Origin of the sequence: Pseudomonas sp. KD5 (assembly GCF_012932895.1) — a bacterium.
In the GTDB taxonomy this organism is placed as follows: Bacteria; Pseudomonadota; Gammaproteobacteria; order Pseudomonadales; family Pseudomonadaceae; genus Aquipseudomonas.
Map to the genome: position 1 here is coordinate 329,966 of NZ_JDWJ01000004.1, position 20,513 is coordinate 350,478.

Consider the following 20,513-nt stretch of genomic DNA (forward strand, 5'->3'; position numbering starts at 1 on the left):
AGGAAATGACCGACATGGTTGCCACCGCCGTCCATGAGATGGGGCTGACCGTGCAGGAAATCGCCCAGAACGCTGGCAACGCGGCGGTCGCTTCGCAAACCGCGCGGGATGAAGCGCTGCAGGCGCGGGAAGTGGTGGGTGGGTCGATTCGGCATATAGAAAGTATGTCTGACGAAATTGGCGTCGCCGCCGGAGCGGTGGGTGAGTTGGCCCTGCAGGTGGCGTCCATCGATCAAGTGCTGGCGGTGATTCGCGGGATTTCCGAGCAGACCAATTTGCTCGCGCTCAACGCCGCCATCGAAGCGGCGCGGGCCGGGGATATGGGGCGCGGCTTTGCGGTGGTGGCCGATGAAGTGCGGACCCTGGCGCGACGGACGCAGTCGTCCACCGACGAGATCCAGCAGATGATCGGCAGCCTCAAGCAGGGCGCGGAGCATGCAGTGTCTTCAATGCACGCCGGGCAAGCGGCGACCGGCACGGGGGTTGAGTCAAGCCAGCGCACCGGGGCGTCGTTGACGGCGATTACCGGGCAGGTCGAGCACATCAGCGACATGAACCATCAGGTGGCCACAGCGACGGAAGAGCAATCGGCGGTGACGGAAGAGATCAACCGCAACGTGCAGGGCATTTCCGATTTGGCGCGGGCGACGGCGGGGGAGGTCAGGGCTTGTCGTGAAGACTGTCAGACGTTGCAGCGCCTGGCCGATGATTTGGCGCGGCAGATGGGCAGTTTCAAACTCACCTAACCGATCGTTCCCACGCTCCGCGTGGGAATGCAGCCCGGGACGCTCCGCGTCCCATTGGAACGCGAAGCGTCCCCTGAGGCATTCCCACGCGGAGCGTGGGAACGATCAGTGTGAGGGGGTCAGAACCACTCATCCTGCATGCTCAGGCACACATCATCCCGCGCCTCAAGAATCGCCAGTTCATGGTGGCAACCCGGCACTTCCCACGTCAGGAAATACCGCGCCGCCTGTAACTTGCCTTTATAGAAGCTCACATCCGCCGCATTAGCCTTGGCCAACCCTTCCTCGGCACGAATCGCCTGTTCCAGCCAGCGCCAGCCGATCACTGTATGACCGAACACTTTCAGGTACAGCGCCGAGTTCGCCAGGCTGCTGTTGACCTTGCCTTGGGCCAGATCGGTCAGCAGGCCGATGGTCACGGTTTGCAGGCGAGCCACCAGTTTTTCCAGCGGTTCACGCAATGGAGTCAGCGACTCATGCGCCTGCGCCCGCTCGGCGGTGTCGGCGATCAGACGGATCAATTGCTTGAGCCCCGCGCCACCGTTTTGCGCCAGTTTGCGCCCCAGCAAGTCCAGCGACTGAATGCCGTGGGTGCCTTCATGGATCGGGTTCAGGCGGTTGTCGCGGTAATACTGCTCCACCGGATATTCGCGGGTGTAGCCGTGACCGCCGAGAATCTGGATCGCCAGTTCGTTGGCCTTCAGGCAAAACTCCGACGGCCAGGATTTGACGATCGGCGTCAGCAGATCCAATAGCTCGTGGGCCTGTTTGCGCTCGGCTTCGCCTTCAAGCGTCGTGGTGTCGTCGAACAGCCGCGCGGCGTACAACCCGAGGTCGAACGCGCCTTCGACGTAGGCTTTCTGGGTCAGCAGCATGCGTTTGACGTCGGCGTGCTGAATGATTGCCACCGGTGCGGTGGTCGGATCCTTGCTGTCCGGCACCCGACCTTGCGGACGCTCGCGGGCGTATTCCAGGGAATACAGATACCCGGCGTAGCCCAGCATCACCGCGCCCATGCCGACACCGATCCGCGCCTCGTTCATCATCTGGAACATGTAGCTCAAGCCATGGTGCGGCTTGCCCACCAGATAGCCGACACACTCACCGTTGTCGCCGAAGTTCAGCGCGGTGGAGGTGGTGCCGCGCCAGCCCATCTTGTGGAACAAACCGGCCAGCAGCACATCGTTGCGCTTGCCGAGACTGCCGTCATCGTTGACCAAAAACTTGGGCACGATAAACAGCGAGATCCCCTTCACCCCAGCCGGTGCGTCCGGCAACTTGGCCAACACCATGTGCACGATGTTTTCCGACAGCGGGTGGTCACCGCCGGAGATGAAGATCTTGTTGCCCTTGAGTCGATAGGTGCCGTCGGACGCCGGCTCGGCGCGGGTACGAATATCCGACAGTGATGAGCCAGCGTGGGGCTCGGTCAGTGCCATGGTGCCGAAGAAGCGACCGTCGATCATCGGTTGCAGAAAACGCTGCTTCTGCTCATCGGTGCCGAAGCTTTCAATCAGGTTGGCCGCGCCCATAGTCAAGAACGGGTAGGAGGTCGACGCCGCGTTGGCCGATTGAAAGTGCGCGAAGCAAGCCTGGGACAGCAGCGTAGGAAGTTGCATGCCGCCGGCATCGAAACTGCGCGCGGCGTTGAGGAAACCGGCTTCGAGGAAGGCATCCACTGCCGGTTTCACTTCTGGAATCAGAATCGCCTGACCGTCCTCATAGCGCGGCTCGTTCTCATCGCCCTTGCGGTTGTGCGGGGCGAAGAACTTCTCGGCGATGTTGCGGGCGGTGCCGATGGCGGCATCGAAGGTCTCGCGATTGTGCTCGGCGAAACGCTCACGTTGGGTCAGGCCCTCGGCATCAAGGACTTCATACAGCTCGAAAGCCAGATTGCGGGAACTGAGCAACGTCTCGGACATGGCGGCCTACCTTTATTTGGGATGGTCCGAGTCTAGGCGTGGGAATAGAGGCTGAACAGGATGATTGATCTTGGTGATGGAGAAGCAAAAGATCTTGCTTGAAAAACCGGACGCCCATTGCAGGCGCCCGGCTTTATTACGGTTTAACCGATAGTCATCAAGCTGGCATTACCACCCGCCGCAGCGGTGTTTACGCTCAACGCCCGCTCGATTACCAGACGCTCCAGCGCAATGTTGGTTTCACCCTGGGACAAACCATGAACCCCGACAATCGCCCCCGCCCGCTTGGCCACTTGCTGGCACACCGCACGCAGCTGATCGGAATGGCCATGATGCAGAACGGCATCAATCACCACTTCGTCCTTGGTCCAGTCGGCTACCCGCTTGATCCGTGCCTGCACTTCTTTCGGCAGACGTGCGAACAAGGCCTTGCCCGGTTCCGCGTCCGGCCACACCGCCGAGCCGCCGACGGCCAATACCGCGGCCAGTTGAGTCAGCAGATCGCCTTCTACATCCGCCAGACACAGCACGTGTTCGCGCGGCAGGATGGCGTAGCTGTTGCGCTCGCCGGTCGGGCCGGCCAGCACGCGGGTGATCCCGCTTTGCGATTGCGCCGCGAACTGCACGCACAGGGCGCTCAAATCCGTGAGTTTGTTGCTGTCGGCCCAGGCTTGCAGCGCGGTCAGCGGTTTGCTCATGGCGTCACGCAGACGCACATCCGGTGCAGCGATAGCATCGCCGCGAGCGAAGGATTGTTCGATCGCGTCGGTAGGACGCGTCGACAGCAGGCGGTACAGGTACAGCGGACCGCCAGCCTTCGGACCGGTGCCCGACAGGCCTTCGCCGCCGAACGGTTGCACGCCGACCACGGCACCAACGATGTTGCGGTTGACGTAGACGTTACCGGCGTTGACGTTGTCGATCACCTTGGCGATGGTTTCGTCGATGCGAGTGTGCACGCCGAGAGTCAGGCCGTAGCCGGATGCATTGATCTGGCCGATCAGTTGGTCGATGTCTTTGCGCTTGTAGCGCACCACGTGCAGCACCGGGCCAAAGATCTCCCGTTGCAGCTCGTCGAAGCTTTCCAGCTCGATCAGGGTCGGCATGACGAAGGTGCCGCGTTTGACTTCTTCGCTGTTGGCGATCGCCACCTGGTACACGTTGCGACCTTTGTCGCGCATGGCCTGGATGTGCTTCTCGATGCCGGCCTTGGCTTCGGCGTCGATCACCGGGCCGATGTCCACGGACAGGCGCTCTGGATTGCCAAGACGGCATTCCGCCATGGCGCCCTTGAGCATTTCGATGACACGATCAGCGGAATCTTCCTGCAAGCACAGCACCCGCAGCGCCGAGCAGCGTTGACCAGCACTGTCGAAGGCTGACGACACCACGTCGATGACGACTTGTTCGGTCAGTGCCGAGGAGTCGACGATCATCGCGTTCTGGCCGCCGGTTTCGGCGATCAGCGGAATCGGACGGCCCTGGGCATCCAGGCGACCGGCGATGTTGCGTTGCAGCAGGCGCGCGACTTCGGTGGAGCCGGTGAACATCACGCCTTTGACCCGATCGTCGCCGACCAGGCGGGCACCGACGGTTTCGCCACGGCCCGGCAGCAGTTGCAGCACGCCTTCCGGAATCCCGGCTTCGAGCAGCAGGCGCACGGCTTGAGCAGCGACCAGCGGGGTTTGCTCGGCAGGCTTGGCCAGTACCGGGTTACCGGCGGCCAAAGCAGCAGCCACTTGGCCACTGAAGATTGCCAGCGGGAAGTTCCACGGGCTGATGCACACCACCGGGCCCAGTGGGCGGTGGGCGTCGTTGGTGAAATCGTTGCGTGCCTGCACCGCGTAATAACGCAGGAAGTCCACGGCTTCACGCACTTCGGCGATGGCGTTGGCGAACGTCTTGCCGGCTTCGCGAGCCAACAGGCCCATCAGCGGCTGGATCTCGCCTTCCATCAAATCGGCGGCACGTTCCAGAATCGCGGCGCGTTCGGCCGGCGGCGTGGCCTGCCAGATCGGCGCAGCATTCAAGGCGCACTGGATCGCGTTGTCGACGTCTTCGACGGTGGCTTCCTGCACGTGGCCCACCACGTCACGCAGATCGGACGGGTTCAGGACTGGCGCAGGGGTTTCAGTGCTGGAGGCGCAACCGAGCATCGGCGCGGCTTTCCAGTTGTTGTGCGCGGTGGCCAGCAGCGCGCACGACAGCGAAGCCAAACGATGTTCGTTGGCCATGTCGATGCCGCTGGAGTTGGCGCGCTCGGCACCGTACAGGTCACGTGGCAGCGGGATGCGCGGGTGCGGCAGGCCGAAGCCGCCTTCCAGCGTCGCCATCTGCTCGATGCTGGCCACCGGATCGGCCACCAGTTCCTGAATCGAGATCGACTGGTCGGCAATGCGGTTAACGAACGAGGTGTTCGCGCCGTTTTCCAGCAGACGACGCACCAGGTACGCCAGCAGGGTTTCGTGGGTGCCGACCGGAGCGTACACGCGGCACGGACGGTTCAGCTTGCCTTCGGAGACTTTGCCTACAACCTGTTCGTACAGTGGTTCGCCCATGCCGTGCAGGCACTGGAACTCGTACTGACCCGGGTAATAGTTCTGACCGGCAATGTGATAGATGGCCGACAGGGTGTGGGCGTTGTGCGTGGCGAACTGCGGGTAGATGACTTCCGGTACCGACAGCAGTTTGCGCGCGCAGGCGATGTAGGAAACGTCGGTGTACACCTTGCGGGTGTAGACCGGATAGCCCTCTAGGCCTTCGACCTGGGCGCGTTTGATTTCGCTGTCCCAGTAAGCGCCTTTCACCAGGCGGATCATCAGGCGATGACGGCTGCGGCGAGCCAGATCGATCACGTAGTCGATCACGTAAGGGCAGCGCTTCTGATAAGCCTGGATCACGAAACCGATACCGTTCCAGCCGGTCAGTTGCGGCTCGAAGCACAGGCGCTCCAGCAGATCCAGCGACAACTCGAGGCGGTCGGCTTCTTCGGCGTCGATGTTCAGGCCGATATCGTATTGCTTGGCCAGCAGGGTCAGCGACAGCAGGCGCGGGTACAGCTCGTCCATCACGCGCTCGTACTGGGCGCGGCTGTAACGCGGGTGCAAGGCGGACAGCTTGATCGAAATGCCCGGGCCTTCGTAAATCCCACGACCGTGGGAGGCTTTGCCGATCGCATGGATGGCTTGTTCGTACGAGGCCAGGTACTTCTGGGCGTCATGTTCGGTGAGGGCGGCTTCACCCAGCATGTCGTAGGAATAGCGGAAGCCTTTGGCTTCGAACTTGCTGGCGTTGGCCAGGGCTTCGGCGATGGTTTCGCCGGTGACGAACTGCTCGCCCATCAGGCGCATGGCCATGTCGACGCCCTTGCGGATCATCGGCTCGCCGCTCTTGCCGATGATGCGGCTCAGGGACGAGGTCAGGCCGGCTTCGTTATGGGTGGCGACCAGTTTGCCGGTCAGCAGCAAGCCCCAAGTGGCGGCGTTGACGAACAGCGACGGGCTATTGCCCAGGTGAGGTTGCCAGTTGCCGGTGCTGATCTTGTCGCGGATCAGCGCGTCGCGGGTGCCTTTGTCCGGGATGCGCAGCAGCGCTTCGGCCAGGCACATCAGCGCCACGCCTTCCTGGGAGGACAGGGAAAATTCCTGCAACAGGCCCTGAACAATTCCGGCACGGCCGCCGGCGCTCTTCTGATTACGCAGTTTCTCGGCAATCGAGGCGGCGAGCTTGTTGGTGGCGTCGGCCATCGGTGCCGGCAAGCGAGCTTGTTCGATCAGCATCGGCACCACTTCAGGTTCCGGGCGACGGTAAGCGGCAGTGATCGAGGCGCGCAGCACCGATTGCGGCAGGATGCTTTCGGCGAATTCCAGGAAGCACTGGTGCGCGTGATCGACGTGGACCTCGCCGGCTTCATCGACTTCCTTGCCATTCAAACCGTTCAGCTCGGACAGGGTTGCACCACCCTCGAGTTTTTCCAGGTAATTGAAAATTGCCTGCTTGATCAGCCAGTGCGGCGTGCGATCAATCGAGGTCGCGGCGGCCTTGAGGCGTTCGCGGGTCGGGTCGTCAAGTTTGACCCCAAGGGTGGTGGTAGCCATATTTTTATCCTCATGTTTGCCACGACCGCGTGGCATCAGCTGACGGCAAGATTAGCTGTGCGCTGGTTGAGGTGCAACCGGGTGCAACCCTTTTTTTGCCGGAATAATAAGCAGCTCGTCAGGAAATAAATTCTGGTACACCCGGACCGCTCCTGCTTGGTGCTTTTACTTCTAGCGCAATCCGGAAAACGCCCTAAAAAGGAGCAAAAACCGACTGTTTTCAGGTAAATCCGATTAGGTGCAACTTATTCGAACGAAACTGGTTGCACCTTATTTGCATTGTTGAATAGCATTCGCGGCCAAGGTGCAACCGGTCAAAAAATCGGAGCACCGGCTGATGGCTTTCCTGGGGAAACATCAGTCATAAATGCGCGGGCCCCCGAATCGTCTGTCAAACGTCATCGTTTGCGAGCGGTTCACCAGCCGCCGCTACATAAAAACAATGCCAGGGCGTAACTCAATGAGCGTAAGCAATCCAACCCTGATCACGTTCGTGATCTACATCGCAGCAATGGTGCTGATCGGCTTCATGGCCTATCGCTCCACCAACAACCTTTCTGACTACATTCTGGGCGGCCGTAGCCTGGGCAGCGTCGTGACCGCACTCTCTGCCGGTGCTTCCGACATGAGCGGCTGGTTGTTGATGGGCCTGCCGGGCGCTATCTACATGTCCGGTCTTTCCGAAAGCTGGATCGCCATCGGCCTGATCGTCGGTGCTTACCTGAACTGGCTGTTCGTCGCCGGCCGTCTGCGTGTGCAGACCGAGCACAACGGCGATGCGCTGACCCTGCCGGACTACTTCTCCAGCCGTTTCGAAGATAAAAGCGGCCTGCTGCGGATTATCTCCGCGGTCGTGATCCTGGTGTTCTTCACCATCTACTGCGCTTCCGGCATCGTGGCCGGTGCCCGTCTGTTCGAAAGCACCTTCGGCATGTCCTACGAGACCGCGCTGTGGGCCGGTGCTGCGGCGACGATTGCCTACACCTTCGTTGGTGGTTTCCTGGCAGTGAGCTGGACCGACACCGTACAAGCCACGTTGATGATCTTCGCCCTGTTGCTGACGCCGATCATCGTACTGCTGGCCACTGGCGGCATCGACACCACGTTCCTGGCCATTGAAGCGCAAGACCCAAGCAACTTCGACATGCTGAAAAACACCACCTTCATCGGCGTGATTTCGCTGATGGGCTGGGGTCTTGGCTACTTCGGCCAGCCGCACATCCTGGCGCGTTTCATGGCGGCGGATTCGGTCAAGTCGATCGCCAACGCCCGTCGCATCTCCATGACCTGGATGATCCTGTGCCTGGGCGGCACCGTCGCGGTAGGTTTCTTCGGCATCGCTTACTTCTCGGCCAACCCTGCCCTGGCCTTGCCGGTGAGCGAAAACCACGAACGTGTGTTCATCGAACTGGCGAAAATCCTGTTCAACCCGTGGGTTGCCGGTGTGTTGCTGTCGGCCATTCTGGCGGCGGTGATGAGTACGCTGAGCTGCCAATTGCTGGTGTGCTCGAGCGCCCTGACCGAAGACTTCTACAAAACTTTCCTGCGTAAAAGTGCTTCCCAGGTTGAGCTGGTCTGGGTCGGCCGTGCCATGGTGCTGCTGGTTGCGCTGATCGCTATCGCTCTGGCGGCTAACCCGCAAAACCGTGTACTGGGTCTGGTCAGCTACGCCTGGGCAGGTTTCGGTGCTGCGTTCGGTCCGGTTGTTCTGATCTCCGTGATCTGGAAAAACATGACCCGCAACGGCGCACTGGCCGGCATCCTGGTCGGCGCGATCACTGTGATCGTCTGGAAACACTTCGAACTGCTGGGCCTGTACGAAATCATCCCTGGTTTCATCTTCGCCAGCCTGGCGATCTACATCGTCAGCAAAATGGGCGCGCCGACCAGCGGCATGCTTTCGCGCTTCGCCGCGGCCGAGAAGGATTTCCGCCTGAACCAGTGAGGGGGATGAGCTGATGCTCTGACCTTTCGCCGAACATGAAAACGGCCCGCTTCCTTTTGGAGGCGGGCCGTTTTTTTTTGTGCTCCCACATTTGTTCGGCGGTGCTTCTGACAGGAATGTCTGTAGTGCCTTATCCAGTTTTTTGAAGGAAAAATCCCTAAAAAAGCAGGGTAAATCTGATTTCCTTGTCCCTCCATCAACACCCCTTGTCGCTCATGCAGAATCGCCCGCCTTCATTCTGCAGAGACACATCGGATGTTCGCGCCTGCCAATCAACCGCGTTTCACGTTGACCCTCGACGGCGTCCAGAATGAGCTCAAGGTGCTTGAGTTCACGGGCAAGGAAGCCATCAGCCAACCCTACCGTTTTGACCTGGAACTGGTCAGCGAGCGACCCGACATAGAGCTCGAAAGCCTGCTGCATCGTCAGGCGTTTCTGAGTTTCGATACGCAAGGTTCCGGTATTCATGGTCAGATTCTTCGCGTCGGCCAAAGCGATTCCGGGCACCGTCTGACGGGGTACCAGATCAGTCTCGTACCGCGTCTGGCGTATCTCGACCGGCGTATCAATCAGCGGATCTTCCAGCACAAAAGTGTGCCGACGATCGTCACGCAAATCCTCAAGGACCACGGCATCCAACGCGACGCCTTCGAGTTCCGGCTCGGCAGTGATTACCCCCAGCGCGAGTACTGCGTGCAATACGCTGAAAGCGATCTGGCGTTCATCCAGCGCCTGTGTGCCGAGGTCGGTATTCACTACCACTTCCAGCACAGCCCCGACGGCCATCTGTTGGTGTTCGGCGACGATCAGACAGTTTTCCCTCGCTTGCCCGAACCGACGCTGTACCTGCCGGGCAGCGGGATGGCCGCGGATGCACCGGCCATCAAGCGTTTCAATGTACGGCTGGAAACCCGCACCACCGCAGTCACCCGTCGTGACTACGACTTCCAGAAACCGCGATTGCAACTCGAGAGCCGCCTCGACAGCGAGCAGCGGCCGGTGCTGGAGGACTACCACTTCCCCGGCCAATTCACTGATCGTGAACACGGCAAGCATCTGGCTCAACGAGCGCTGGAACGGCACAGCGCGGATTACCGTCAGGCCGAAGGTCGCGGCGATGAATCCGCTTTGGCCAGCGGGCATTTCCTACACCTGGCCGAACACCCGCGTCAGGCGTGGAATGACTTGTGGTTGATCACCGAAATCGAACACCGCGGCCGTCAGCCGCAAGTGCTGGAGGAGTCGGCCACCAGCGACAGCCCGGATGATTTCCAGGGCTATCGCAATACGTTTCTGGCGACACCGTGGGACGTTTCTTTTCGCCCACCGCTGGGGCCGGAAAAGCCACGGATGCTCGGCTATCAACCCGCCGTGGTCACCGGCCCGACGGACAGCGAAATCCATTGCGACGAGTATGGTCGGGTCAAGGTTCAGCTTGCCTGGGACCGCGACGGGCAGCTCAACGAACACTCCAGTTGTTGGTTGCGCGTCGCTACGGGCTGGGCTCACGACCGTTACGGCAGCGTGATGATTCCGCGCGTCGGCATGGAAGTGCTGGTGGGGTTTATCGATGCCGATGCCGACAAACCGCTGGTGATGGGTTGCCTGCCCAACGCCGCGACGCCTGTGCCCCTCGATCTGCCGGCGGACAAGACCCGCAGTATTTTCCGCAGCCAAAGCAGTCCCGGTGGCGGCGGTTACAACGAATTGCGCATCGAGGATCGCAAAGGCGCCGAGGAAATCTACCTGCGCGCCCAGCGCAACTGGACTCAGCACGTCCTCAACGATCAACAGGTGCAGGTCGATAACCGGCGCAGCATCGTCGTCACCGGCACCGCCCGCCATGAGCTGAAGGCCGACGAAAAACGCATCACCCACGGCCAGCGCCAGACCGAAGTGCGGTTGGACGATCACCTGGTGGTGGTCGGCGACCGGCACATTCGCGTGAGCAATCAAGCCCTCAATGCCAGTCAGCAATTCCACGTCAGCGCCGGCCAGCAAGTGGTCATCGACGGCGGCGCCAGCGCGACCATTCAGGCGGGCGGGCAGTGGATCAACATCGGCCCCGGCGGGATTTTCAGCAGCGTGCCGATTCAGGTCGGTGGTGCTCTGATGGCGGCCATGGCTTCTGCGCCGAGCTTGCCGGATGTGCCGTTGAAACTTGCAGCAGCCCCGGCGGCGCTGCTCAGTGCCGCGCAGATTCTCAGCCTGCAAAGCGATGCGCCGTTCTGCGAAGAGTGTGAGCGCTGTAAGGACGGTGTCTGTGCTGCCTGATGTTTTGTCGCCTCGCGCCTGGTTGGAGCGCCAGCCACTGCAACCGTCGGAGCAACTATTCGCGATTTTCAGCAGCGCCAGTGCAGCTGAACCGTTCAAAGCCTGGCAATGCTCGATCACGTCTCAAGCGCCGAGCCCGATCTGGGCTGGTACTGCCTACGCCGAGTGGGAAGCGGTGATGCCCTATGTCGGAATCGTCGCTGCTGACAGTGAGTTTCTGGATTGGGTCGCCACCACTGAGTCTCGCGATTGGGGGTGGCTGGCGGTGTCTTGCGCCACTCAAGAGGCATTGGTCGAGCATTTGCGCAGCCTCACACACGTTCTGATGCCCAACGGCAACGCAGTGTTTTTCCGCTATTGGGATGGGCGCTATGTGCTGCCGATTCTGCAGTCTGCCGAGGTTAACGCTGCGCAACTGATGCCGGTGATCGGGCGCTGCCTGATCAATGGCCAACCGCTGGATATCGGTGGCAGCGCGCTGAAGAGCGCCAGGGTTTTCCCCTGGTGGGAAGTATCTGAATCGCTGCTCAACCACCTAGCCACCGAGTCCGCGACAACGCATATCAACAACCTGCTGAAGTGGTTGAGCGAGGACCGTCCTGATCTTTATGAGGCGTTCTCCGAAAGCGTGTTGCGGCGCAAAGTCGCGAGCTTTCTTGAGACGCCCGACCTGCCTCAAGCGCCGAAATCAGCGTTGGTGGATTACCTGATGACGGAGCTGGACTGATGGATCAGATCGTACGGATCGAGCAGGAGCTCGACGGTTTCAAAGACACACTGGTTTTGTATCGCCAACAGCTTGGCAACTTCTTGAGCCGGAATGCGGACAAGGTCAGCCGGGCGATGGACATGCCTTCGCTGTTGGATATGGAGCGGGTGATAAAACTCGGCGACACCACGACTGCGGTGAGCAGTGGCGACGATGATTTTATCTCGGGTCTTGCGCAGTGTCCGGACGGCGGAACTCTGCAGATCGAGAGCAAGTTCGAATCGGTTTATGACATTCCATTGGGGAATATTCAGGTCGATGTGATTGCCGTTGATGGCGGCGAAAGCACGCCAGTCACGCTCGATGAACATGGTAAAGGGCAGTTCACAGGCACACCCGGCAAGTTCTATCGCGTTCATGTCCAGGGTGAAGTTGCACCCTCGAAAATCAACGATCTTTTTGATTCTTACAAAGGCCTGACCAGCGACTTGGAGGGCTGGCTACGCAGTGAGTGGGAAGGTTTCAAACCTCAGTGGTCGCAATCGACTTTTGCGGCTGCCGGTAGCGGCCTGCTTGCGGGCAGTTGGGCGGCAGTCATGGGCGTTTGGGACAGCCTCAGCCTGCTCTCGGACATCCTCAAGGATCCCGGCCGGTTCGCAGAGCGGTTGGGCAGCGGTGCCGATCAGTTGCGTGAGCTGGCGGAAAAATCACCGCAAGTGATGCAAAAAATCCAGCTACTGGCCAGTGACGAAGCGGCGCTCTGTTTACTGTTGCGTACTGCCAGTCTCTGGCTGGAAATGCTGCCGCCCAGCGAGATCGCCGGCAACGCGGCAGAGGCGGCCAGCCAAGTCATCGTCTCGGTGCTGATCGATATTCTGATTGCTTCGGTACTGGCTTTCACAGGTGTCGGCATACCCGCCGCCAAAGCCTATTTAACGGCTCGCGGTCTTAAATACGGGATGGGGCTGGCCAGTCTCGCGATGCGCTTCGTTGAGGCAACGTTCAATATCCTCAGCGCCTTCATGAAGTACGTCGACCAGTACAAAGCGGTCGCCGCACGCGGTGTTGCAGCGGGCCTGAAAAAAGGCCGGATGCAACTGCGCTGGGATGCCAAACGCAACACCACACTCAAGCAAAACGAACACCACGACGACTCCCCGGATCAGGCGAAAAACCCCAACGGCGACAGCGCCGACTCAGTCGACAAAACTGCGACCAACAAATGCCCGGTGTCGATGGTCACCGGCGAAGAACTGCTGACCCTCACCGACGGTGCGCTGGACGGCATCCTGCCGTTCGACTTCACCCGACTCTATCGCACCAGCGCCGCCGAGATCGACTGCGGCCTCGGCTTTGGCTGGAGCCATTCGCTCGCCCATCGACTGGAGATCGACGGCGACCAGGTCATCTGGATCGACCACGAAAACCGCCGCACCACTTTCCCGCTGCCGAGCAGCGAACGCCCGGCGATCCACAACAGCCTGTCGCGCGCGGCGATTTATCTCGGCGATGCCCCTGAAGAACTGATCCTCGCCCAGGCCGGCGACGACACGCGGTTCTACCACTTTCACCAGGGTCGGCTGACGGCGATCAGCGACGCCTACGACAACCGCCTGCGCATCACCCGCGACCGCCAGGAGCGCATTCAGCGCCTCGACAACGGCGCCGGCCGCGCCTTGCTGTTGCGTTACGACTGCGCCCACCTGATCGCCGTCGACTACCAGTGTTTCCGCCCGGCGCAGACCCTCGCCGAGGCCTGGTATACCGAGCAGACGCTGGTCAGTTATCACTACGACGAACGCGATCAACTGATCGAAGCGAGCAATGCCGCCGGCGAAAGCGAACGTTACGACTACGACGACAACCACGTAATTTTGCAGCGGCAACTGGCCGGTGGCGCGAGTTTCTTCTGGGAGTGGGAAAGGTCCGGCAAGGCGGCGCGCTGCGTGCGGCACTGGGCGTCGTTTGCGCAGATGGATGCGCGCTACGTCTGGGATGATGCGGGCAGCGTCACGGTCCTGAACATCGACGGCAGTGAAGAGGTTTACGTCCACGACGACCGGGCGCGGCTGGTGCGCCGGGTTGGGCTGGATGGCGGTGAACAGCTCAAGGCCTACGACGAGCAGGGCCGGTTGGTGGCCGAGCAGGATCCACTCGGGGCCGTCACTGAATACCGCTACGACGACGTCGGACGATTGGTGGCGCTGATTCCGCCGGAGGACGAACCGACATCCTACGAGTATCGCAACGGTTTCCTGCATGCGCGCTATCGCGGCAAAGCGGTGTGGACCTACCGGCGCAATGCCCAGGGCGATGTCACCGAGGCGACCGATCCGGACGGTCAGGTCACCCATTACCACTACGACGAACAAGGCCGGCTACTGTCGATCCGCTACCCGGACACTAGTCGCCATGTCTTTGTCTGGAATGCCCTGGGCCAGTTGCTTGAGGAAACACTGCCGGATGGTGGGCAGCGAACGTTTTCCTACGATGCGCTGGGACGGCAGACGACTCGTCAGGACGAACACGGTGCGGTTACCCAGTACCAATGGGACGCCGTTGGCCGACTGATCCAGACGACATTGCCTACCGGGGCCACCCGTGGGTTCAGCTACAACGCCTACGGCAAGATCACTGCCGAACGCGATGAACTGGGCCGCATCACGCGTTACGAATATGTCGACGATCTGCATTTGGTCAGCCGCCGGATTAACCCTGACGGTACGCAATTGCGTTATCGCTACGACAACGCGCAGCTGCTGCTCACGGAAATCGAGAACGAATCCGGCGAAAAATATCGGCTGGACTACACGCCAGGCGGCTTGATCCGACAGGAAACCGGCTTCGACGGCCGCCGCACCGCCTACGCCTACGATCTCAACGGGCACCTGCTGGAGAAAACCGAGTTCGGCGATGACGGCTCGCAGCTTGTCACGGGCTATCAACGGGACTCGGCCGGGCGGTTGCTGGTCAAGACCTTGCCCGACGGCATCCAGGTCCAATACCGCTACGACTCGTTGGGCCGGCTGACCAGCGTCGACGACGGACACGACCATCCGCTGGAATTCGAATACGACCAGCAGGACCGCCTGATCACCGAGCACCAAGGCTGGGGCACGCTGCGTTATGGCTACGATGCCTGCGGGCAGCTCAACCGCCTGCGCCTGCCGGACGGCAGCAAACTCGACTACCACCACGCCAAGGGTGGTGCGCTGACGGCCATTGACCTCAACGGCGCGCGGCTCACCAGCCACCAGTTCGTCTTCGGCCGCGAACAGCAACGCCAGCAAGGACAACTGACCAGCCAATACCACTACGACGAACAAGGCCGGTTACAAGCCCACGCGATCAACCAGCAAACCCGGCCGCTGTACCTGCGCCACTACAGCTACGCGGTCAACGGCAACCTGGCGACCATCGCCGACAGCCGTCACGGCCAGCGCAGCTACTACTACGACGCACTCAACCGCCTGACCCGCGTCCGCCACACCCGCGACGANCCACCGGAAANCTTCGCCCACGATCCGGCCGGCAACNTGCTGATGCAGGANCGNCCNGGCCCGNCGACCGTCAAAGGCAATCGCCTGTTGATGCAAGGCGACCGCCATTACGACTACGACGCCTTCGGCAACCTGATCCACGAGCGCCGCGGCACCGGGCAGAAACTGGTCACCGAATACCGTTATGACTGCCAGCATCGGCTGGTCGGCGTCACGTTGCCGGATGGAAGTTGCGCGAGCTATCGCTACGACGCCTTCGGCCGCCGCATCGCCAAAACCGTCGACGGCCAAACTACCGAGTTCTTCTGGCAGGGCGACCAAGTCGTCGCCGAAAGCAGCAAAGAGCACTACCGCAGCTACGTCTACGAGCCGGGCAGCTTCCGCCCGTTGGCCATGCTCGACGGCAAAGGCCCGAAAAAGGCCTGCCCGTTCTACTACCAACTCGACCACCTCGGCACGCCGCAGGAACTGACGGATTTCGGTGGCGAGATTGTCTGGTCGGCGAAGTACAACGCCTACGGCAAGCTCACGCATCTGGCACTCGGTGGAGGCGAGCAGCTCGACCAACCACTGCGTTTCCAGGGGCAGTACTTCGACGCCGAGAGCGGCCTGCACTACAACCGGCATCGGTACTATGATCCGGAGGTGGGTCGGTATCTGACACCGGATCCGATCAAGCTAGCCGGTGGGCTGAACCAGTACCAGTACACGCCGAATCCGACGGGGTGGGTTGATCCGTTGGGGTTGGCATGTCTACCGTGTCCCGGAGAAATAGAGGCTGATGGGCCGTTCAGCGAAATTGTTCCGGGTGGTGGTTTAGCAGCACACGAGGCCCAAGGAGGGCATCTTATTGCGAAGCATATCGGGAGAACGGATTTGCAGTTAGCACAAAGACTGGAAGCAGAGCCAACTATCCCTGCCGCTTCAACATTCCCTGATCGAGCTATTGCTGAGTCGGCTGTCGCGAGGGCGCTATCTGAAAACAAAAAACGGATCGACAAGTTCCTTAAAAGTAAAAAGAGCAAGACGACCATTACGCATCAATTCGACCTGCCAGTAGGAATCAGTTTGCCTAACGGTAGTACCGACTATGTGCCAGCCTCGAAAGTATTGTTGGTATTGATAAAAGACGCCCGACGTCCTGAGGGATATTTTTTGCTGACAGGGTTTCCAGAGATATGAACAAAGAATTTCCCGAGTTACACGACTTTTTTGGAGCGTACTTCCATCAAGATTGGACGGTCGAACATGATACGGCTGAGCAAGTGATTGATGCTTTTTTAGCTGACTCCGATCCCGAGGATCTGATGGTAGTCCAGCATGAACTCAACACACTGCTTGATCAGCGGAAAGATGAGCTGGTGTTAAGGGATTACCTATTGAAAGAACTGAGCTGTTACTACTGCTACTGGAATGCGTGGGAATCAGGCGAGTCGTGGTTGCTCCATATCGCCAACAGATTGGCTAGTCGGCTGGATCGTCCTTGATGGAAAATTGCTGCGAAATTTCTGGGCAAAGTCGTCGGAAGTTTCCTTCAAGTTGTAGCGGTTTCCATGAACTGGTGCGCAGCGCGCCTCATCGATAGTCTTTGGGCGGTCACTGCAAATTCAGTGACAGGGCGTGGAAGCCCTTCTATCGTTAGGCGCATCAAGCGCCACCAGTTCGGCGTTTTTTATCGTCTGTGTTTCATGGTGGCTGTGCGCGGGGCGCTTTCGAGTGCGCCGGGTGCCTAACGTCCCGGTCTTCCACACCTGCGTACAGCCGCCACCTATTCGCGTGGAAGTGATTTCTGGCGGCTTCAATCCATACGTTAGGACTTAAATCGATGAAGACGCTTACACCCGATCCACCCTACGAAAAACCAATCCCCCACCCCGAAAACCGCTTCATGGCCCTCACCGGCAACTGCACCGACATGCCCACCCTGTTCGTCGATACCCACGCGCCGATCGATGTTTTGTATGACACTGCCAGCTATCGAATTCGCGCAGTTACTCAGGTGCTTGAGAACATGTCGATGCGCGGTTCAGTCGAGTGCGAATCCTTCATTCTCAGTGATTTTGCTTTGCTCTGTGCCATTCCATTGCGCGATGGCTGCGATGTGCTGGATGTCATTGGACGGCGGTTGCGGGCTCGGCCTTCGGAGTAGCGTCTAGCGCGGCTTTTGTGGCGAGGGGGCTTGCCCCCGTTGGGCAGCGCAGCGGCCCCAAAATCAGCAATCCGGTTTTGTCAGGCTCGCTAGGGGGGGCTTTGCGACTGCTTCGCGGTCGAACGGGGGCAAGCCCCCTCGCCACAAGGGCCTGACCGCACACAATCCCCCAAACACCACACCTACATTGGATGGGCGGTGTTTATTGGGGCTTTGGCAACTTGAGCTCCGCACACAACCCACCATCCACGCGATTGCTCAAGGTCAGTGCCCCGCCAATCGCCAGCGCCAATTGCTGGGCAATCGCCAACCCCAACCCGGTCCCGCCGGTGCTGCGATTACGCGAATTCTCCACGCGGTAGAACGGCTGCATCACCTGGGCCAATTGCTCTTCGGCAATCCCCGGCCCTCGGTCCATGACCTTCACCGACAAGCTGCCGTCGGCCTTCGTTTCCACCCACAACTCAGCCGCGCCAGCGAATTTCAGCGCGTTGTCCACCAGGTTAACCAGCACTCGCCGCAAGGCATGGGGCCGGGTGTTGATCACTGCGGCGCTTTTGCCGCCCAGCTGCACGTCTTTGCCCATGTCCTGATAGTCGAACACCAGGCTGTCGAGGAACGAATCCAGATCGGTGCGGCGACTTTCCTCGGTGGCGCCATGGATGCTGCGGGCGTAGGCCACGCCTTCGCGCACCAGGTGTTCCATCTCGCCGAGGTCATTCCACAGTTTGTCTTTTTCGCTGGAGTCGTCCATGAATTCGGCACGCAGTTTCATGCGCGTGATCGGGGTTTGCAGGTCGTGGGAAATCGCCGCCAACAGTTGCATGCGCTCCTTGAGATACGCCGCGATGCGCGCTTGCATGGCATTGAATGCCCTGGCGGCGTAGGCGACTTCGGTCGGGCCTTTTTCATCGAGGTGCACGGCGTGGGTGTTGGGGTCGAGGGTTTCCACGGCTTGGGCGAGGCGGGTGAGCGGGCGGATGGCGATTCTCACGGCCAGCCAGGTGCAGGCGATCAGCAGCGCCAGTTGCCCCAGTAATACCGCCGGTAACCACGGGGACAAAGGCACCATCGCGGGTCGCACGTCGATGGTGACGGGGCTGCCGTCCTTCAGTTTCAGATGGGCCTGGAAGTGTTTCTTCGGGCCGGGGATGTCGGTAAAAGTCAGCGGGTATTCATGGCCGATGGCGTCCTGAATCGAGGGGACTGCAATCGGCACATCGCTGGGCGCCATCGGAGTGCCGGGCGAACCTTCATTCAGCAGATAACCATAGTTGGTGCGTTCCAGGCGCTGCAGCCAGCTCGCTCGTTCGTTGGCAGGCAAGCGGTCGAGGATGGCGAGGGAGGTCGAAACGTCGGTTTCCAGATTGCCCAACATCGTATTTTTCGCACTTTCGTAACGCTCGTAGTACTGCGCGCCAAAGGACAGCGCCTGGGCGAGGATCAGGCCGATCAGGAAAATCAGCGACAGCCGCGAGGCCAGCGTGCGGGGCCAGTGCAGCGCAAGGTTCATGACGGCGCACCGAGCACTTCCACCGGCAGGGAAAACACATAGCCTTCGCTGCGTACGGTCTTGATGTAGGCCGGTTCCCGGGCATCGTCGAGCAGGCGCTGACGCAAGCGGCTGACCAGCAAATCGATGGAGCGGTCAAACAGATCGGCGTCGCGACCTTGAGTCAGGTTCAGCAACTGGTCGCGATTGAGCACCCGCTGAGGATGATCGAGGAACACCCGCAGCAAACGATATTCCGCGCCGCTGAGCGCGACCATGGTGCCATCCTGGTCCAGCAGATGCCGGGCCGAGGTGTCCAGGCGCCAGCGACCGAACGCCAACAGGCGACCACTTTCGGTGATCACCAGATTCGGCGGCAGCATCCGCGTACGGCGCAGCACGGCGTTGATCCGGGCAAGCAGTTCACGGGCGGCGAACGGTTTGACCAGGTAGTCGTCGGCGCCCATTTCCAGGCCGATGATGCGGTCGGTTTCATCGTTGCGGGCGGTGAGCATCAGCACCGGCGTGGCCTTGTGTTTGCCGGCGCGCAGCTCACGGCAGAGCAGCAGGCCATCGTCGCCCGGCATCATGATGTCGAGCACGATCAGGTCCACCGGCGTGGTCTCCAGAAACGCGCGCATCTGCCGTCCATCCGCCACCACGGTGGTGCGCAGGCCGTTCTTCTTCAGGTAATTGCCTACCAGTTCCCGGATCTCGCGGTCATCGTCCACGATGAGAATGTGATCGACGTGTTCCATGGTAGCCATGCCTCTTGAGTAGGAGTTTTCGCGCAGTCTACCGAGTCAAGGCTCGCTCGCCCGCAGCGGTTTGTATTGCAGTGTATCTGGCCTGTCGGCGGATACACGGGGACGCAAAAACAGCCGGTTTCAGGGGTTTTGTATCGCTGTGTATCGCCGGCCGGTGTTGATACATAGCAATTTACTCGCGCCTGTTCCAGACACAGACGGGATACCTCGCGGGCTTCTAATGGCTTCCATCGAGGCAAACCCAAACCGCCTCGGCCCCATCAACGATTTGGCAACGATTGACCCATTGAAGCCCCGAGGAAACCACCATGAATACCAAAGCCGTCTACGCCGCCTGCCTGTTTGCCGCCCTGAACATCTGCACCTTGTCGGCCCGGGCCGAAGCCAATGTCACCCCGCAAACCTACACCTATGGCACGCACCTGGACATCCAGAAAGTGCTGTCGATGAAAGAGGACGCCACGCCTTCCTGCGGGATTGTGAATGCGCGGATGACCTACCTGGATTCCCAAGGCAAAACCCAGGCCCTGAATTACAGCAAGTTCGCGGACAACTGCAACGAAGACAACTGAGTCCCTTGCTCACCCGTTATCAACCCCTTTTTTGAAACAGGAAGAACCCCATGAACAACGTCACCCGCTTTTTAACCGCCATCGTTTTCTCCGTAGCCGGCGTCGCCGCCCATGCCAACGCGGCTGTTGAACAGAGCAGCTGTGGCAGCAGCACCTGCTTCCAACTGACGCCGCTGGTGGCTGAGGATGGTTCCAGCCGCACACCGCAGGGGCAATTGGTTGCAGAGAATGGCTCCAGCCACACACCGCAGGGGCAATTGCTTGCAGAGAACGGTTACAGCCGGACGCCACAGGGCCAGCAGTTGGAAAACCAGATGGCTTGAAGCCAGGCACTGTTCTG

Annotated in this window: 13 protein-coding genes; 9 read left to right on the plus strand and 4 right to left on the minus strand. The window is 60.4% G+C overall.

Going from position 1 to position 20,513, the window contains the following annotated elements; all coding sequences use genetic code 11:
- Positions 1-14: 14 nt before the first annotated feature.
- Positions 15-746, plus strand: coding sequence for a methyl-accepting chemotaxis protein (locus AF70_RS30065; RefSeq protein WP_371929200.1), 732 nt, complete (start codon positions 15-17; stop codon positions 744-746).
- Positions 747-865: 119 nt separating this feature from the next.
- Here the strand turns inward: AF70_RS30065 and AF70_RS11305 are convergent, their stop codons facing one another.
- Entirely contained in the window at positions 866-2,668 is a 1,803-nt protein-coding gene (locus tag AF70_RS11305; protein ID WP_028939630.1) for an acyl-CoA dehydrogenase, read from the minus strand.
- Between the two features lie 143 nt (positions 2,669-2,811).
- A complete protein-coding gene (gene putA, locus AF70_RS11310) occupies positions 2,812-6,765 on the minus strand; it encodes a trifunctional transcriptional regulator/proline dehydrogenase/L-glutamate gamma-semialdehyde dehydrogenase (RefSeq protein WP_028939631.1) in 3,954 nt (1,317 codons plus the stop codon).
- Between the two features lie 460 nt (positions 6,766-7,225).
- On the opposite strand from putA, the gene putP reads away from it, so the two are divergent.
- The 6 genes from putP (at position 7,226) to AF70_RS11340 (ending at position 17,342) form a co-directional block, all read left to right on the plus strand.
- On the plus strand, positions 7,226-8,710 hold the full coding sequence (gene putP / locus AF70_RS11315; protein WP_019581897.1) for a sodium/proline symporter PutP: 1,485 nt from the start codon (positions 7,226-7,228) through the stop codon (positions 8,708-8,710).
- Between the two features lie 255 nt (positions 8,711-8,965).
- Entirely contained in the window at positions 8,966-10,984 is a 2,019-nt protein-coding gene (locus AF70_RS11320) for a type VI secretion system tip protein VgrG (RefSeq protein WP_028939632.1), read from the plus strand.
- Positions 10,974-11,711 carry a DUF4123 domain-containing protein gene (locus AF70_RS11325; RefSeq protein WP_028939633.1) on the plus strand — a complete coding sequence of 246 codons (738 nt, stop codon included), beginning with the start codon at positions 10,974-10,976 and terminating at the stop codon, positions 11,709-11,711. The genes AF70_RS11320 and AF70_RS11325 overlap by 11 nt, the downstream gene beginning before the upstream one ends.
- Positions 11,711-16,375, plus strand: a complete 4,665-nt coding sequence (locus tag AF70_RS11330; protein WP_169342476.1) for an RHS repeat protein — start codon at positions 11,711-11,713, stop codon at positions 16,373-16,375. Before AF70_RS11325 ends, AF70_RS11330 begins: the two co-directional genes overlap by 1 nt.
- A complete protein-coding gene (locus AF70_RS11335; RefSeq protein ID WP_019582712.1) occupies positions 16,372-16,680 on the plus strand; it encodes a contact-dependent growth inhibition system immunity protein in 309 nt (102 codons plus the stop codon). The genes AF70_RS11330 and AF70_RS11335 overlap by 4 nt, the downstream gene beginning before the upstream one ends.
- Before the next feature lie 338 nt (positions 16,681-17,018).
- A complete protein-coding gene (locus AF70_RS11340) occupies positions 17,019-17,342 on the plus strand; it encodes a hypothetical protein (RefSeq protein ID WP_028941042.1) in 324 nt (107 codons plus the stop codon).
- A 202-nt stretch (positions 17,343-17,544) separates the two neighbouring features.
- Here AF70_RS11340 and AF70_RS11345 read toward each other — a convergent pair whose 3' ends face one another.
- Positions 17,545-18,855 (minus strand): ATP-binding protein, encoded by a 1,311-nt coding sequence (locus AF70_RS11345; RefSeq protein WP_028941041.1) that lies wholly within the window; start codon positions 18,853-18,855, stop codon positions 17,545-17,547.
- A complete protein-coding gene (locus AF70_RS11350; RefSeq protein ID WP_026286577.1) occupies positions 18,852-19,592 on the minus strand; it encodes a response regulator in 741 nt (246 codons plus the stop codon). Before AF70_RS11350 ends, AF70_RS11345 begins: the two co-directional genes overlap by 4 nt.
- 317 nt (positions 19,593-19,909) lie before the next feature.
- Between AF70_RS11350 and AF70_RS11355 the strand changes: the two genes are divergently transcribed.
- Positions 19,910-20,173: a DUF2790 domain-containing protein gene (locus AF70_RS11355; RefSeq protein ID WP_019582709.1), complete on the plus strand. Its 264-nt coding sequence runs from the start codon at positions 19,910-19,912 to the stop codon at positions 20,171-20,173.
- A 50-nt stretch (positions 20,174-20,223) separates the two neighbouring features.
- The gene (locus AF70_RS11360) at positions 20,224-20,496 is read left to right on the plus strand and encodes a hypothetical protein (RefSeq protein ID WP_019582708.1); all 273 of its coding nucleotides are present in this window, start codon (positions 20,224-20,226) and stop codon (positions 20,494-20,496) included.
- Positions 20,497-20,513: the final 17 nt, after the last annotated feature.

Coding starts and splice junctions, on each gene's coding strand:
- AF70_RS11335 (WP_019582712.1), top strand. CDS start 16,372: ATGAACAAAGAATTTCCCGAGTTACACGACTTTTTTGGAGCGTACTTC.
- AF70_RS30065 (WP_371929200.1), top strand. CDS start 15: ATGGTTGCCACCGCCGTCCATGAGATGGGGCTGACCGTGCAGGAAATC.
- AF70_RS11350 (WP_026286577.1), bottom strand. CDS start 19,592: ATGGAACACGTCGATCACATTCTCATCGTGGACGATGACCGCGAGATC.
- putP (WP_019581897.1), top strand. CDS start 7,226: ATGAGCGTAAGCAATCCAACCCTGATCACGTTCGTGATCTACATCGCA.
- putA (WP_028939631.1), bottom strand. CDS start 6,765: ATGGCTACCACCACCCTTGGGGTCAAACTTGACGACCCGACCCGCGAA.
- AF70_RS11360 (WP_019582708.1), top strand. CDS start 20,224: ATGAACAACGTCACCCGCTTTTTAACCGCCATCGTTTTCTCCGTAGCC.
- AF70_RS11345 (WP_028941041.1), bottom strand. CDS start 18,855: ATGAACCTTGCGCTGCACTGGCCCCGCACGCTGGCCTCGCGGCTGTCG.
- AF70_RS11320 (WP_028939632.1), top strand. CDS start 8,966: ATGTTCGCGCCTGCCAATCAACCGCGTTTCACGTTGACCCTCGACGGC.
- AF70_RS11340 (WP_028941042.1), top strand. CDS start 17,019: ATGAAGACGCTTACACCCGATCCACCCTACGAAAAACCAATCCCCCAC.
- AF70_RS11305 (WP_028939630.1), bottom strand. CDS start 2,668: ATGTCCGAGACGTTGCTCAGTTCCCGCAATCTGGCTTTCGAGCTGTAT.
- AF70_RS11355 (WP_019582709.1), top strand. CDS start 19,910: ATGAATACCAAAGCCGTCTACGCCGCCTGCCTGTTTGCCGCCCTGAAC.